This window comes from Curvibacter sp. EU05-FHT14A10 (genome assembly GCF_058791075.1).
In genome coordinates this window covers 37,761-51,661 of record NZ_JBYTDE010000025.1, presented here as the reverse complement: position 1 = coordinate 51,661, position 13,901 = coordinate 37,761, and the positions used below count along the sequence as shown (strand labels likewise).

General features: G+C 70.3%; 14 protein-coding genes. 7 read left to right on the top strand and 7 right to left on the bottom strand.

Annotated features, from left to right (window positions below; genetic code table 11):
- Window positions 1–189 precede the first annotated feature (189 nt).
- Window positions 190–1,605, top strand: coding sequence for an ATP-dependent RNA helicase DbpA (dbpA, locus tag AC3WUT_RS28025; protein WP_492350349.1), 1,416 nt, complete (start codon window positions 190–192; stop codon window positions 1,603–1,605).
- Complete coding sequence (locus AC3WUT_RS28020) at window positions 1,602–2,366, top strand: SDR family NAD(P)-dependent oxidoreductase (RefSeq protein ID WP_492350348.1); 765 nt, start codon at window positions 1,602–1,604, stop codon at window positions 2,364–2,366. Before dbpA ends, AC3WUT_RS28020 begins: the two co-directional genes overlap by 4 nt.
- Window positions 2,367–2,412: 46 nt before the next feature.
- Here AC3WUT_RS28020 and AC3WUT_RS28015 read toward each other — a convergent pair whose 3' ends face one another.
- Together AC3WUT_RS28015 and AC3WUT_RS28010 are read right to left on the bottom strand one after the other, a co-directional pair.
- A complete protein-coding gene (locus AC3WUT_RS28015) occupies window positions 2,413–3,639 on the bottom strand; it encodes a citrate synthase (protein WP_492350347.1) in 1,227 nt (408 codons plus the stop codon).
- Window positions 3,640–3,662: 23 nt separating this feature from the next.
- Window positions 3,663–5,057, bottom strand: coding sequence for a CoA transferase (locus AC3WUT_RS28010; RefSeq protein WP_492350346.1), 1,395 nt, complete (start codon window positions 5,055–5,057; stop codon window positions 3,663–3,665).
- Between the two features lie 158 nt (window positions 5,058–5,215).
- On the opposite strand from AC3WUT_RS28010, the gene AC3WUT_RS28005 reads away from it, so the two are divergent.
- The 3 genes from AC3WUT_RS28005 to AC3WUT_RS27995 are packed head-to-tail and all read left to right on the top strand — an operon-like array spanning window position 5,216 to window position 7,886.
- Window positions 5,216–5,986: a GntR family transcriptional regulator gene (locus AC3WUT_RS28005; protein WP_492350345.1), complete on the top strand. Its 771-nt coding sequence runs from the start codon at window positions 5,216–5,218 to the stop codon at window positions 5,984–5,986.
- 32 nt (window positions 5,987–6,018) lie between these two features.
- Complete coding sequence (locus AC3WUT_RS28000) at window positions 6,019–7,023, top strand: tripartite tricarboxylate transporter substrate binding protein (protein ID WP_492350344.1); 1,005 nt, start codon at window positions 6,019–6,021, stop codon at window positions 7,021–7,023.
- 5 nt (window positions 7,024–7,028) lie between these two features.
- Window positions 7,029–7,886, top strand: coding sequence for an amidohydrolase family protein (locus AC3WUT_RS27995; RefSeq protein ID WP_492350343.1), 858 nt, complete (start codon window positions 7,029–7,031; stop codon window positions 7,884–7,886).
- 12 nt (window positions 7,887–7,898) lie between these two features.
- Here the strand turns inward: AC3WUT_RS27995 and AC3WUT_RS27990 are convergent, their stop codons facing one another.
- Complete coding sequence (locus AC3WUT_RS27990; protein WP_492350342.1) at window positions 7,899–8,522, bottom strand: OmpA family protein; 624 nt, start codon at window positions 8,520–8,522, stop codon at window positions 7,899–7,901.
- A complete protein-coding gene (locus tag AC3WUT_RS27985) occupies window positions 8,519–9,079 on the bottom strand; it encodes a FecR family protein (RefSeq protein ID WP_492350341.1) in 561 nt (186 codons plus the stop codon). The genes AC3WUT_RS27990 and AC3WUT_RS27985 overlap by 4 nt, the downstream gene beginning before the upstream one ends.
- A 164-nt stretch (window positions 9,080–9,243) precedes the next feature.
- Here AC3WUT_RS27985 and dtd point away from each other — a divergent pair, with 164 nt between their 5' ends.
- Window positions 9,244–9,699, top strand: a complete 456-nt coding sequence (dtd, locus tag AC3WUT_RS27980) for a D-aminoacyl-tRNA deacylase (RefSeq protein ID WP_492350340.1) — start codon at window positions 9,244–9,246, stop codon at window positions 9,697–9,699.
- A 1-nt stretch (window position 9,700) separates the two neighbouring features.
- On the opposite strand, the gene AC3WUT_RS27975 is transcribed toward dtd, so the two are convergent.
- From AC3WUT_RS27975 to AC3WUT_RS27965, 3 genes are all read right to left on the bottom strand, one after another.
- A complete protein-coding gene (locus AC3WUT_RS27975; RefSeq protein ID WP_492350339.1) occupies window positions 9,701–11,386 on the bottom strand; it encodes a SulP family inorganic anion transporter in 1,686 nt (561 codons plus the stop codon).
- Between the two features lie 116 nt (window positions 11,387–11,502).
- A complete protein-coding gene (ybeY, locus tag AC3WUT_RS27970) occupies window positions 11,503–11,955 on the bottom strand; it encodes an rRNA maturation RNase YbeY (RefSeq protein ID WP_492350338.1) in 453 nt (150 codons plus the stop codon).
- 43 nt (window positions 11,956–11,998) lie between these two features.
- On the bottom strand, window positions 11,999–12,961 hold the full coding sequence (locus AC3WUT_RS27965; protein WP_492350337.1) for a PhoH family protein: 963 nt from the start codon (window positions 12,959–12,961) through the stop codon (window positions 11,999–12,001).
- Window positions 12,962–13,010: 49 nt separating this feature from the next.
- On the opposite strand from AC3WUT_RS27965, the gene ruvA reads away from it, so the two are divergent.
- Window positions 13,011–13,586 carry a Holliday junction branch migration protein RuvA gene (gene ruvA / locus AC3WUT_RS27960; protein WP_492350336.1) on the top strand — a complete coding sequence of 192 codons (576 nt, stop codon included), beginning with the start codon at window positions 13,011–13,013 and terminating at the stop codon, window positions 13,584–13,586.
- The last annotated feature ends 315 nt before the right edge of the window (window positions 13,587–13,901 follow it).

The window sequence follows — 13,901 nt, the reverse complement described above, 5'->3', positions numbered from 1 at the left end:
GAAAGTGAGGCGCCCGCCGGGGCGCAATCCCGGCCTCCGCCCTGAAACAAGCAGCAGATGGAACAGAGCGCAGCGGCAGACCCACCTCATGTTGAGTGCAACAAAGCACAAGCCCCATTCGAGCCCCCAGCCAGGGCGCAATGACCGCCAAGTCACCCCCCCCAACCCCATAGCCAGGATAATCCCCCAATGAACAGTTCGAACTCCGCCCCGGTCACCCAGGGCTTCGAGGCCCTGGGCCTCCCCCACGCCGCCCTGCAAAACCTGGTGCAGCTCGGCTACACCGCCATGACGCCCATCCAGGCCGCCAGCCTGCCCCTGACCCTGGCTGGCCACGACCTGATCGCCCAGGCCAGCACGGGCAGCGGCAAGACGGCCGCCTTCGGTCTGCCCCTGGTGCAGAAGCTGGAAGCCGGCCGGCTTGATGTGCAGGCCCTGGTGCTGTGCCCCACGCGTGAGCTGGCCGACCAGGTCACGCAGGAGATCCGGCGCCTGGCGCGCTCGGTCGACAACATCAAGGTGGTCACCCTGTGCGGTGGCGTGGCCTTGCGCGGCCAGACGCTCAGCCTGCAGCACGGCGCCCATGTGGTGGTCGGTACGCCCGGCCGCATCATGGACCACCTGGACCGGGGCAGCTTGCAGCTCAACAGCGTCAACACCCTGGTGCTGGACGAAGCCGACCGCATGCTCGACATGGGCTTTTTTGAGGACATCGCCTCGGTGGTGCGCCGCTGCCCGCCGCAGCGCCAGACCCTGCTGTTCTCGGCCACTTATCCAGAGGGCATCGACCAGTTGGCCGCGCAATTCATGCGAGCCCCCAAACAGGTCAAGGTGCAGGCCCAGCACGACAGCAACACCATCCGCCAGCTGTACTTCGAGGCCACCAATGCCCAGCGCCTGCCGGCCGTGGCCCAACTGCTGAACCACTTTCGCCCTGAATCCACCTTGGCCTTCTGCAACACCAAGCAGCAGTGCCGCAACCTGGTCAGCCTGCTGCAAAGCCAGGGCTTCAGCGCCCTGGCCCTGTATGGCGAGTTGGAGCAACGTGAGCGCGACCAGGTGATGATCCAGTTTGCCAACCGCAGTTGCTCGGTGCTGGTGGCCACCGACGTGGCGGCCCGCGGCCTGGATGTGGCCAACCTGCAGGCCGTGATCAATGTCGATGTCAGCCCCGATCCCGAGGTGCATGTGCACCGCATCGGCCGCACCGGGCGTGCCGGCGCCGAGGGCCTGGCGCTCACGCTGGTCAGCATGGACGAGATGGGCTATGTCGGCCGCATCGAGCAGATGCAGGGCCGCGAATCCGAATGGCAGCCGCTGGACAGCCTGACCCCCACCGGCAAGGGCCCGCTCAAGGCCCCCATGGCCACCCTGCAGATCGTGGGCGGGCGCAAGGAGAAGATCCGCGCGGGCGACGTGCTGGGCGCCATGACCGGCGAGGCCGGCTTTGCCAAGGAGCAGATCGGCAAGATCAACGTCAACGAGTTCAGCACCTATGTGGCGGTCGATACCGCCATTGCGCGCGAGGCGGTGCGCCGTCTTTCGGCCGGCCGCATCAAGGGCAAGGTGGTGAAGGTGCGCCTGGTCGAAGGCGACGAGGCTTGAGCCCTCCCGCCCCCACCTTGCCTGCGCTGGGCCTGCCGGGCGCTGTTGCCCTGGTGGTGGGTGGGCAAGGCGGCGTGGGCGCGGCCCTGGCTGCGGGCCTGCGCGTGCGCCATCCGCAGGCCGGCGTCAGGGTGTCGGTGCGCCGCTCCAGCGGCGATGGGGCCCCTGCAGACGATCTGCTGATCGACCTGCAGGACGAGGCCAGCCTCGCGGCCGCGGCCCATACCCTGGCTGCCCAGTGCGCCGAGCAGGGCCAGAGCCTGCGCACCCTGGTGGTGGCCAGCGGGTTTCTGCACCAGCAGGGCGCCGGGCCCGAGCGCAGCTGGCGCCAGCTCGACGCGGCCTACCTGCAGCAGGCCTTTGCGGTCAACGCCATCGGCCCGGCCCTGCTGATCAAGCATTTCTTTCCGCTGCTGGCGCGCAGCGGCCCGGTGCTGGCGGCCTTTCTGTCGGCCCGCGTGGGCAGCATCGAAGACAACGCCCTGGGCGGCTGGTACGGCTACCGGGCCTCGAAGGCGGCCCTCAACCAACTGATGCGCACCGCCGCCATCGAGCTGCGACGCCACAACCGCGAGGCCGTGTGCGTGGCCTTGCACCCCGGCACAGTGGACACGGGCCTGTCGCAGCCCTTTGCCAAGCAGGGCCTGCGCGTGCGTCCGCCCGAACTGGCCGCCGCCGAGATGCTGGACACCCTGGCGACGCTGGGGCCGGCCGACAACGGCGGCTTTCGGGCTTACGACGGCAGCACGGTGCCCTGGTAGGGGTAGGTGCCTGGGTAGAAGCCTAGGACGCCGGAGCCCGGCTCCATCAAGGATGCCAGCGGCTGATGGTTCGCGCCTCAGGTCGGGGAGCTGACGCTTCGGTCGCTTCGGCCAGGGCCGGCCCCACATAGCGGGCCCGGGGGCGGATCAGCGCGCCCTGCTGCACTTGTTCGATGGCGTGGGCCAGCCAGCCCACGCAACGGCTCAGCGCGAACACGGTGAAGGGGCCGTCGGCCGGCCAGCCGTGTTGCCGGGCCAGGGCGGCCAGGGCGAAGTCGACCGTGGGGTGTTCGCCGGCGCGTTGCAGGGCCAGGGTCTGCAACTCGGCAAAGCCCGGTGGCAGCCGCCCGCCTGAGGCCATCAGGCTCGCCAGCAAGGTCTGGGCACGTACATCGCCGTCAGGGTACAGCGGGTGGCCGAAGGCCGGGTACAGGCGGCCGCTTTGCAGCGCGGGCGCCAGAGCCGCCTCGGCCCCTTGCGCCAGGGTGGTGTCCACCAGGGCCTGCACCTGCGCCACGGCGCCGCCATGCAGCGGGCCCGACAGGGTGGCCAGGCCACTCAGCACGCAGGCGCTCAGTGCCGCCCCGGTCGAGGCGGTGACCCGGGTGGCAAAGGTGGAGGCATTCAGCTCGTGGTCGGCCAGCAGCACCAGGGCCTGACGGATGAGCTCGGCCGCCTGGGGGCAGCCCCATTGCTGGGCCAGGCGTTGATGCAGGGGGCGACCCTGGGCTTGGGCCGGCGCATCGTCGATCAGGGCTGCGGCCACCGTCATCAGCACCGAGGCGGCCTGGGGCGCCAGGCTGTCGGCTTGGGCGCCCAGGGTGGCCGGGTCGTGGGCTGCGCGTTCGGCCAGGGCCTGCAGGGCCCGGGTCAGGGCGGGCGCCGCCGGGCTGGGGCGGTGGGGGGCGTTGGCCAGGGGCCACGCCGGGCGGGCCTGCCACAGCAGCTCGGCCACCTCTTCGAGCGTGGCGCTTTTTGACCACGCCACCGCATCGCGCCCCCGAAAGCAAAGGCGCCCCTGGTTCACGGTGGACAAGCGGGTGTCCAACACCGGGTCGCCCCAGCGGATGGTGGCGGCGGCAATCGCCTGGTCGCGACGGCGTCCTGCCCGTCGGGCCGCCTGCTGTTGCACGTCCTGCGCGTGGTACAGGCTGCGCCGCGGGTCGGCCGGGTCGGGGCGGCTGCGGATGGCGTGGCGGCTGACCTGGGCATACAGGGTTTGCGGACGCACCTGCAGCACGTGCAGGGCTTGTTCGGCGGTGATCCAGCCCATGGGCTCCTCATGTGTCGATGGTGTCAGCCGCCATCGTGCCAGCGGGCGGGCGAACTGCCCAGCGGGCCCGCGGGCAGGGCCTGTTGCAAGGTCAGTCCGTCGATGCTCAGGGCCGGCCGCAGGCGGCGGGCCGGGCCCCAGGCGGTGGCCTCGGGCGTGGGCAGGAGGTCGGCTTCGGTTTCGGGGGCCAGGGCCGCGGCCGGGTTTGCGCTGGGGCGCTCCTGCAGCAATTGCCCGGTGCGCGCCAGGCTGGCCCGCCATTGGCTGCCCTGGCCCTGCTGCAGGCGCCGGGTGAGGCCGCGCAAGGCGGCGCAGGCCAGCAGGTAGCCGGTGGCATGGTCCAGGGCCTGCACCGGCAGCGGCACCGGCGGCGTGTCGTCGTCGCGCGTGGGGCGTCCCGCGTCGGCCACCCCGATGCTCATCTGCACCAGGCTGTCAAAGCCGCGCCGGCGGGCCCAGGGCCCGGTGAAGCCATAGGCATCGAGCGAGACGTCGACCAGTCCGGGGCGACAGGCCTGGCGCTGTGCCGCCCCCAGCCCCAGGGCCTCCAGCGCATCGCTGCGGTAGCCATGCACCAACACATCGGCCCCCCTCAACAGGTCGTGGAATCGGGCCAGGCCGTCAGGGCTTTTCAGGTCCAGCCGGGCGCAGCGCTTGCCCAGCGTCACTTCGGGGGCCAGCGAGGGCTCGTCCCAGCCGGGCGGGTCGATGCGCAGCACCTCGGCGCCCAGGGCCGCCAGCAGCCGGGTGGCCACCGGCCCGGCCAGGATGCGGGTCAAATCGAGCACCCGCAGGCCTTGCAAGGGGCGGCTGCGCACCGGCTGCCAGCCCGGGGTGGCCGCAGGCAGGCCGGCCTGCCGCTCCAGCAACGGCGTGCTCTGCACGGCCTGCCCCTGCGGGTGGGCCTGCCACTGGCGGGCGCTGCGCAGGGCGGCGGCGCAGCCGCCTTGCGCCACCACGGCGCTTTCCAGCGCTTCGGCGGGCCAGGCCCGCACGGCTGCGGCCACGGCGGCGCGTTCGGCGGGGACGCCCAGCACGGACAAGGCTGCGGCCCGGTGCGCCGGCGCATTGGTGTGCAGCCTGATCCAGCCGTCGGCGCAGCGGTAGTCGCCGGCCACGGCGTCCCAGGCCGGGGGCAGGGCCCAGCCCTGGGGGCGCACCGACAGTGCAAACCACATCGAGGCCAGGCGCCGGTCCACCGTCACGGTCGGCGTGAGGTCCAGCCCGTGCAAGGCCTGTTCGAGGGTGGCCGCGGCCAGGCCGGCCGCCGCCATCGAGGCTGCCGCCAAGGGCGTGACCTCGAAGACCGAGGCCAGGGCGCCCTGGCCCTGGAAGCGGACGTGCGCCAGGGCCGCGGGGTCGCCTTCGACCGCCTGCCAGATCTGTTGCAGAAAGAAGGTGTCGGCGTGGTGTTCCATGAGGGGGTTCAGCAGAGGGGCGATGACTGGCCATTGAGCCCGAGTCCGGCGGGTTTGAACAGATTGATGGCAATCCTCAATAGATGAGCGAAACCCGCAAGAGGCCATTTTTCAAACTCGGTTAGACTTCTGGTCCTCTAGATGAGTTGGAGGCCGAATTGAACAAACAGCACTTGACAGTGGTGCCCCAGGGGGGCGTGGCCAACGCCGCCACGGCGCCGGTGCCGGGGCAGAGTCGCTATGGCGCCCTGGCCGCAGCCTTGCGCAGCCGCGTGGTGGCGGGCGAATGGCCACCCGGCAGCGCCTTGCCGGCCGAGCAACTGCTGGCGGCAGAACATGGCGTGGCTCTGGGGACCCTGCGCCGGGCCCTGGAGCTGCTGGCCGAGCAGGGCCTGATCGAGCGCGTGCATGGCAAAGGCACTTTTGTGCGCCAGGGCATTGCGGGGGCCTCGATGCTGCGCTTCTTCCGCTTTGGTGAGCACGCGGGCGTGGTGCCGGCCTCGCGCATCGTGTCGCGTCAGCGGGTGGCGGCCTCGGCAGCGGCCGCGCGGGCCCTGGGGTTGGCTCCGGGCGAGCCGGTGCTGCGCCTGCAACGCCTGCGCCTGATCGACGCCCAGCCCTGCCTGCTGGAAGACCTGTGGCTGCCCATGGACCTGTTTGCCCCCCTGGCCCAGGGTGACAGCGCCGACTGGGACGCTTTGCTCTACCCCATGTACGCCCGGGTGTGCGGCGTGCATGTGCAGCGCGCCGTGGACGACATCGGCTTCGGCCTGCTGGCTGCTGCCCAGGCGCGCCTGCTGGCCTTGCCCGCGGGCCACCCTGCGGCGGTCGTGACCCGCCAGGCCTACGACCTCAGCGGCCGCTGCGTCGAGTGGCGCACCACCCGCGGCGATGCCCATGCCTTTCACTACACCGTGACCCTGACCTGAGCCAGCCCCGCATTCACCCAGGAGACAAGACCATGAACAAAGCCATTTCCCGCATCGATCAACCCCGCCGACGCCTGTGTCTGGGCGCTGCTGCCACGCTGGCCGCCCCCTGGCTGGGCGCACAAGCGGGTCAAACCATTGCCGGCGGCCGCAACATCACCCTGGTGGTGTCCTACCCGGCCGGTGGCGGCGCCGATCTGATGGCGCGCATCGTGGCGCCGCGCCTGGCCGAGGCGCTGGGCCAGACCGTGGTGGTCGACAACAAGCCCGGGGCCAGCGGCCAACTGGCGGCCAGCCAGGTGGCGCGCGCCACGCCCGACGGCAGTACCCTGCTGCTCGACGCCTCGTCCTTTGCCGTCAACCCTTCGCTGTACCCGCGCCTGCCCTACGACAGCGCCAAGGCCTTCACGCCGCTGGCGGTGCTGGCCACCTTCCCCAATGTGCTGGTGTGCACGCCGGGCTTCGAGGCCCAGTCGGTGCGCGATGTGCTGCGGCTGGCCCGGGCCAAACCCGGTGAACTGGCCTATGCGTCTTCGGGCAACGGGTCGGCCCAGCACCTGGCGGGTGCTCTGTTCGAGGCCCGTGGCGGGGTGCAACTGGCGCATGTGCCCTACCGGGGCGGTGGCCCGGCCCTGAACGACGTGATGGGAGGGCAGGTGCCGCTGTTCTTTGCCAATGTGGCCTCGTCACTGGGCCACATCCAGGCCGGCAAGCTGCGCGCCCTGGCTGTGACCAGCCGCGTGCGCACGCGGTCTTTGCCCGAGGTGCCCACCATGGAGCAGGCCGGCGTGGCCGGCTACGAGGTGCTGGAGTGGAACCCGGTGCTGGCCCCCGCCGGCCTGCCCGACCCCACGCGCCTGGCCCTGGTGGCCGGCATCCGACGCGCCCTGGCCGATCCCGAGGTGCTGGGCCGCGTGCGCCAGCTGGGCGGCGACGTGTTTGCCGATGCCTCTCAGGCCAGCGCCGGCCGCTTCATCCGTGAACAGCAGGCGTTGTGGGCCCAGGTGGTGCGCGAGCGCAAGATCTCGGTGGGGTGAGCACGATGAGCCTGGTCATTGCCCCGCCCACGGCACAAGCGCCGCCCGCAGGCTTGCCCGCCCCGGGCTGGGATTGCCATGTCCATGTGTTCGATGCCGAGGTGCCGGTGGCCGCCGGGCATTACCAGCCCGTGCATCGGCCCTTGTCAGACATCGAAGCCCTGGCCCAGGCCCACGGCGTGGGGCACCTGGTGCTGGTACAGCCCAGCGTGTATGCCTGCGACAACCAGGTGCTGCTGCAGGCCCTGGCCCACGAGCCGGGCCGGCACCGGGGCGTGGTGGTGGTCGACGCCTCGGTCACCGACGCCGAACTGGCGCAGATGCAGCAACTGGGTGTGCGTGGCGTGCGCTTCAATCTGGTGTCGCCGGTGGGCAACGGGGCGGACGATCTGGTCGCCCTGGCGCCCCGGCTGAGCGCCCTGGGCTGGCACGTGCAGTGGTATGCGCGGGCGAGCGATCTGCCCGCCATCCTGGCCTGGCACAAGCGCACCGGGCTGCCTTGCGTGCTCGATCACCTGGCCGGCCTGCAGGCAGGTCTGCCGGACGATGATCCTGCATGGCAGACGCTGGCGCTTCTGCTGACCCTGGGGGCCTGGGTCAAGTTGTCCGGCTGGTACCGCTTGGGGGCGCAAGCCCCTTATGCCGCACTGTCGGCGTCGATCCAGCGGGTGGTCGAACTGGCGGCACGCCATGCCGGGCCGGGCCAGGCGCCCCGCCTGGTCTGGGGGTCTGACTGGCCGCACACCTCATTCGCGCCGGAGGCCTTGCCGGCCTACGACAGCGTGTGGCAGCCAGTGCTGCAGTCCGTGGGGCCGGTCATGGCCCAGGCCGTGCGTGAGGCTGGGCCCCGGCTGTACGCCTGAGGCCCCCGGGCATCAGCGCAGCTGAATCTCCACCCGGCGGTTGCGTGGCTCGTCCATTTCGTCGCCGGTCTGCACGGCCAGCTCGCGCTCGCCGCGGCCCACGGCTTCGATGCGGTTGGCGGGCAGGCCTTGCTGCACCAGCAGTTCGCGCACCTGCTGGGCGCGGCGCAGCGACAGGGCGTCGTTGCCGTCGCCGTTGCCCTTGGTGTCGGTGTGACCCACCACCAGGATCTCAACCCCGGGGAAGCGGGCCGTTTCGGCCTGGATGCGTGGCAACTCGGCTTGCGATTCGCCCGTCAGTCGCGTGCCGCCAGGCTGGAAGAACAGCACGTAGCGCACGGGCTTCGGGGGCGCGATCTTGAACAAGGGGTCATAGGTCTGGCGCACCTGTTCGGGGTCGGCCCGGTCGACCACCGGGGCCTGGTTGGCCCGGCTGCTGGCGCGCTGGAAGGGCTCGACCAGCGTCTGGCTGGCGTTGCCCGATTGCACGACCACCCCAGTGGGGCGGCCATCCTCTTGGGGCAGCAGCACCACCTGCACGCGTGGCACCAGGGGCTTGGGGGGCGGCGGCGTAGAGCAACCGGCCAGCGCGGTCAAGGCCAGCAGCGAGCACAGGGCAAGGCGACGGGCGATCATGGCTGTACCTCCTCGCTCACTTCGACAATGAAGTCGGTGCCCAGCACGCCAATGGTGGAGGTCGGCGTGGTGATGCGCACCGACTCAGGGCGGGTCTTGCCAATCAGGCCGGTGATCATGCGCAGTGTGCCTTTGACCACCGAAAGCACCATGTTGCCTTCGTTGGTGGTTGAGTTGAAGCGGAACTCTTTCAGGTCCAGGGCACTGTCGGGGCCCAGCATCAAGGTGCTGCCGTCGCGCAGCACCAGGCTGACCGAGGCCCCCTTGCCGGTCTGCACCCGCTCGCTGGCCGCCACTTCGTCGCCCGAGTTCAGTGGGCGTTCACCTTGCGGGCCTCGGGCCAGTACCTGGCCATTGACCAGCTTGACGGTGGCTGCGCGCTCGCGCGCCGCGGTGGCCGCGGTCGCGCTGGTGGCTGGCGTGGTCGTGCTCGCGGGCGCCGGGGTGTTTTGTGCCCGGGCCTGGCCCATCAGCAGCGCCAAAGGCAGCAGCGCAGGCCATAAAGGCGACAAGGCGGACCATCGGGGTCTGGCGTGGGAGTGGAGGGGCTTGGTCATCGATTCAATCGTTGAGAAAGGCCCGTGCATGCAATGGCACACTGCGGCACTGCCTTGTGAAAGTGTTGAATATTAGAGCGAACAGTAACATTTCAGACGAACGGTATGTTAACAGCGCGTCTTTTTTCAATTTTTGTCAGCTATGAACTTGAAAGGGTGAGCTTTTGATCAGCGTGATTCAACGTGTCAGCGAGGCCTGGGTGGTGGTGGATGGCCAGACGGTGGGCCGGATTGGGCCGGGCCTGCTGGTGCTGGTGTGCGCCGAGCGGGGGGACACCGAGGCGGTGGCCGAGCGCCTGCTGCAGAAAATCCTCAAGCTGCGCATCTTCAGCGACGAGGCCGGCAAGATGAACCGTTCGGTGCAGGACCTGGACGGTCAGGGCCGGCCGGGTGGGCTGCTGGTCGTGAGCCAGTTCACCCTGGCGGCCGATTGCACCGGTGGCAACCGCCCCAGCTTCACCCAGGCGGCGGCCCCCGATGACGGCCGCCGGCTTTATGAGCACCTGGTGCAGCAAGCGCGCACCCAGCACACGGAGGTGGCCACGGGCATCTTTGCGGCGGACATGAAGGTGCACCTGGTCAACGACGGCCCCATCACCATCCCTTTGCGCATGAGTTGATTCAGGCGGGCTGCAGGCGCTGGGCGGCACGCATGGCGTCGTCCACGCTCCAGTACAGCGTCAGGTGGCCGTTGTGACCATCGGCCAGGCCCTGGCGCAGCAGGGCCTCGCGGGGCTTGTCCTTGACCCGGGCCAGCAGCAGCACCCGCTCTGCCTGATGCAGGGCGGCGGCGAATTCGGCCAGGGCCTCCATCACCGTGGTGTCGAAATCGTCGCTCATCTCCAGACTCAGCACCACCACGCGGGCGTTGCGCTGTTCGGCCCGCTGGCGCACCACGCTGAAGACCTGCTCGGCATTGGCAAAAAACAGCGGCTCTTCGGGCCGCATCACCAGAATGCCGGCCTGCACCCGGGTTTCGGGGTGCCGTTCGCAGTCCAGGTAGTCGCGCGTGCCGGGCAGCAGGCCCAACTCGGACACCAGCGGCTGGGCAAAGCGCCGCAGCGCCAGCAGCAGCGACAGGGCCACCGCCAACAGCATGCCGAACAGCACGCCGAAACCCAGCACCCCAGCCCCTGCCACCAAGGCCAGCCAGGCATCGCTGCCCAGGCGCAGGGTGGCGATCATGGCCTTGGGCCACAGGTTGTGCGAAAGAATGCCCGCCACCACCGCAGCCAGCACCGGCACTGGCATCAGGGCCAGCCAGGGCCGGGCCAGCCAAAGCAACAAGGCCAGTGCCAGCGCGGCGCCCAGGCCCGCCCATTGGCTGCGTCCGCCGGCCGAATGGCTGGCCATGGCGGCCGAGAAGCCCGCACCGACGGGCAGCCCCTGCACCAGGCCGCTCACCAGATTGGCTGCGCCCAGCGCCATCAGTTCACGGTTGGCGCGCACTGTGTGGCCGTGCTGCAGGGCCAGCGAACGCACCGAACCCCAGGATTCGGCGAACAGGATCAGCAGCAGCGCCGGGGCGATTTCAGCCGCCCGCAGCCATTGTTCGGTGCGCAGCTCGGGCCATTGCCAGCCCAGGCCCTGCCAGTCGATGTCGCCGACCAGCTTCACCCCCTGATCGCCCAGACCCAGACCCGCCGACAGCGCGATGCCCAGGCCCAGCACCAGCAGCGACGGCGGCACAAAGACCCAGCGCTGGGCCACCTGGCGCAGCGTCAGCCACAGCGCCAGCGCACCAAAACCCAGGGCCAGGCTGGCCTGGTGCCACTCGGCACGGGCTTGCATCAGCTGCCACAGCAGGGGCAGCGGCAGGCTGCCATGCCCGGCCACGCCGGCCATGTGGGGCAACTGCTTGATCACGATGGTCACGGCCAGGGCCCAGGCAAAGCCACGCAACACCGGCCGCGAAATGAAGGCCCCCAGGAAGCCGGCGCGCAGCAGCCCGGCGGTGAGGAACATCAGTCCGGTCAGCCCCACCAGGGCGTAGCCCATGGCCGGACCACCGATGGCCACGGCCGAGGCAAAGACCGCGGCAGCGGACGAGGTGGGCGCCACGATGGCGAAGCGGCTGCTGCCCAGCAAGGGGTAGACGCAAAGCCCCACCAGCGCGGCGATCAGGGCGTGAAGGGGCTCGACCCCGGCAATGGCGGCATAGGCCACGGCCTCGGGCAGCAGCACGCCGGCCACCGACAGGCCGGCCAGCAGGTCGGCACCGTGGCGGCGCAGCAGCCCCGGGGGGGCCGCCTCGGTGACCGGGTCTGGCGGGGGCAGGGGGGTGCTGGCGGGATCAGAGGTGGACATGGCGGAAAGAGCCGCACCGGCGTGGGCCAGGGGCGGATGGGACGGGGCGGGGCCGACCCGACCCCAGCGCGGGCGTGCGGGCGGCGGGTTCAGGATGGCCTGATGCGCCTTGGGCGTCAATAAGGGTTTGGGAAGCCCAGCGCGCCCAGCAACAGGATCTCGAGCGTTTCCATCTCGAGCGCATCGCGTTCGTTGGTTTCGTGGTCGTAGCCGCAGGCATGCAGGGTGCCATGCACCAGCAGGTGGGCGTAGTGGGCCTGCAGCGGCTTGTTCTGTTCCTGGGCCTCGCGCTCGACCACCGGGGCACACAGCACCAGGTCGGCCATCACCACCGGGCTTTGCGCGTAGTCGAAGGTGAGCACATTGGTGGCGTAGTCCTTGCCCCGGTAGGCCAGGTTGAGCTCGCGCCCTTCCTCACTGCCCACGATGCGCACCGTGATCTCGCCCGGCTGAGGCAGGGCATGGCGGATCCAGCGCGTCACCTGGGCGCGGGGCAGGGCGGCGCGGTGGGCCGCGGCGTCGGGGAAGCGGGCGAATTGCAGCGACAGCGAGAGTTCAGGCAAGGACATGGACGTGGGCGGATGGGGTGTCATCGGAGAGGGCAGGGCAGGCTCAATCGGCGTTGCGCCGCGCGGCGGTACCGGGGCGGCCCGCAGCGTCGTAGGCGTCCACGATGCGGGCCACCAGCGGGTGGCGCACCACGTCGGCACTGGTGAAGCGGCTCACCGCAATGCCCTTGACGCGCTTGAGCACGCGCTCGGCATCGATCAGCCCGCTGGGCGCCCCCTTGGGCAGGTCGATCTGGCTCACGTCGCCGGTCACCACGGCCTTGGCGCCGAAGCCAATGCGGGTGAGGAACATCTTCATCTGCTCGGGCGTGGTGTTCTGCGCCTCGTCGAGGATCACGAAGGCGTTGTTCAGCGTGCGCCCACGCATGAAGGCCAGCGGGGCGATTTCGAGCGCGTTGCGCTCAAAGGCCTTTTGTACCTTGTCGTAGCCCATCAGTTCGTACAGCGCGTCGTACAGCGGACGCAGGTAGGGGTCGACCTTCTGCGTCAGATCGCCGGGCAGAAAGCCCAGACGCTCGCCGGCTTCCACGGCCGGGCGGGTCAGCACGATGCGCTGCACGGCGCTGCGCTCCAGTGCGTCCACCGCGCAGGCCACGGCCAGGTAGGTCTTGCCGGTGCCGGCCGGGCCGATGCCGAAGGTGATGTCGTGGGTGGCGATGTTGTCCAGGTACATGGCCTGGGTGGGGGTGCGGGCACGCAGGTCGGCGCGCCGGGTGCTCAGCACCACCTGGCCGCCCGGGGCCTCGGGCAGGGCGGTGTCGCCGGCCAGCATCAGCTGCACGGTCTCGGCTGGGATCGGCCGCTCGGCGATCTCATACAAGGCCTGCAGCACTTCCATGGCCTGGGTGGCGCGGGCCTTGGGGCCGTCCACCTTGAACTGCTCGTGCCGGTGCGCGATGCTGACCTGCAACCCCGCCTCGATGCTGCGCAGGTGCTCGTCCATCGCGCCGCACAGGTGGCCCAGGCGCAGGTTGTTGTGGGGAGTGAAGGTGTGTCTGACGATCAAGCTGATAATTCCGGCCGAAGGGCCCCGAGACGGGGCCGCAAGGACTGCAATGATAGGCAAATTGACCGGAACCCTCGCAGACAAGAACCCACCGCAGCTGTTGGTGGACTGTCATGGCGTGGGTTATGAAGTGGACGTGCCCATGAGCACCTTCTACAACCTGCCCGGCCTGGGCGAGAAAGTGTCGCTGCTGACGCACTTCGTGGTGCGTGAGGACGCGCAGATTCTGTATGGCTTCGGCACGCCCGGCGAGCGCGATGCATTTCGCCAGCTGATCAAGATCAGCGGCGTGGGCCCGCGCACGGCCCTGAGCGTGCTCTCGGGCATGAGCGTGAACGAGCTGGCCCAGGCCATCACCCAGCAGGAGTCGGGGCGCCTGGTCAAGGTGCCCGGCATCGGCAAAAAGACGGCCGAACGCCTGCTGCTCGAGCTCAAGGGCAAACTCGGCGCCGAAATCGACCTGCTGCGCCCCGCCGCCGCCAGCGACGCCCAGGCCGACATCCAGCAAGCCCTGCTGGCGCTCGGCTACAACGACAAGGAGGCCGCCGCCGCCCTCAAGGCCCTGCCCCCCGACGTCGGCGTCAGCGAAGGCATCAAACTGGCCCTCAAGGCTCTGGCAAGGTAAGGCATTGGCCAGAAGCCCTTTGGGCTGACGGCAGCGATGCGTCAGCGAGCGTCTGGGTGTTGAGGTCGCCAGGCCTCCAGCAGGCCTAAAGCGGAGAGGTCAGGCCGCCGCCGGGCCGTCCCAAGGCGGGCTGGGCCCCCTTGGGGGGCAGCGACCACACGAAGTGAGGGAGCGTGGGGGCCACATCAGCCCGCCGCCGGGCCGCCCCAAGGCGGGCTGGGCCCCCTCGGGGGGCTGAGCCCTGCGGCTCCAGGCCTGCCTGCGCAGGGCTGGACAGGGCGAAGAGCGTCCGCGTCTCGCGGCCGCACGTGGGAG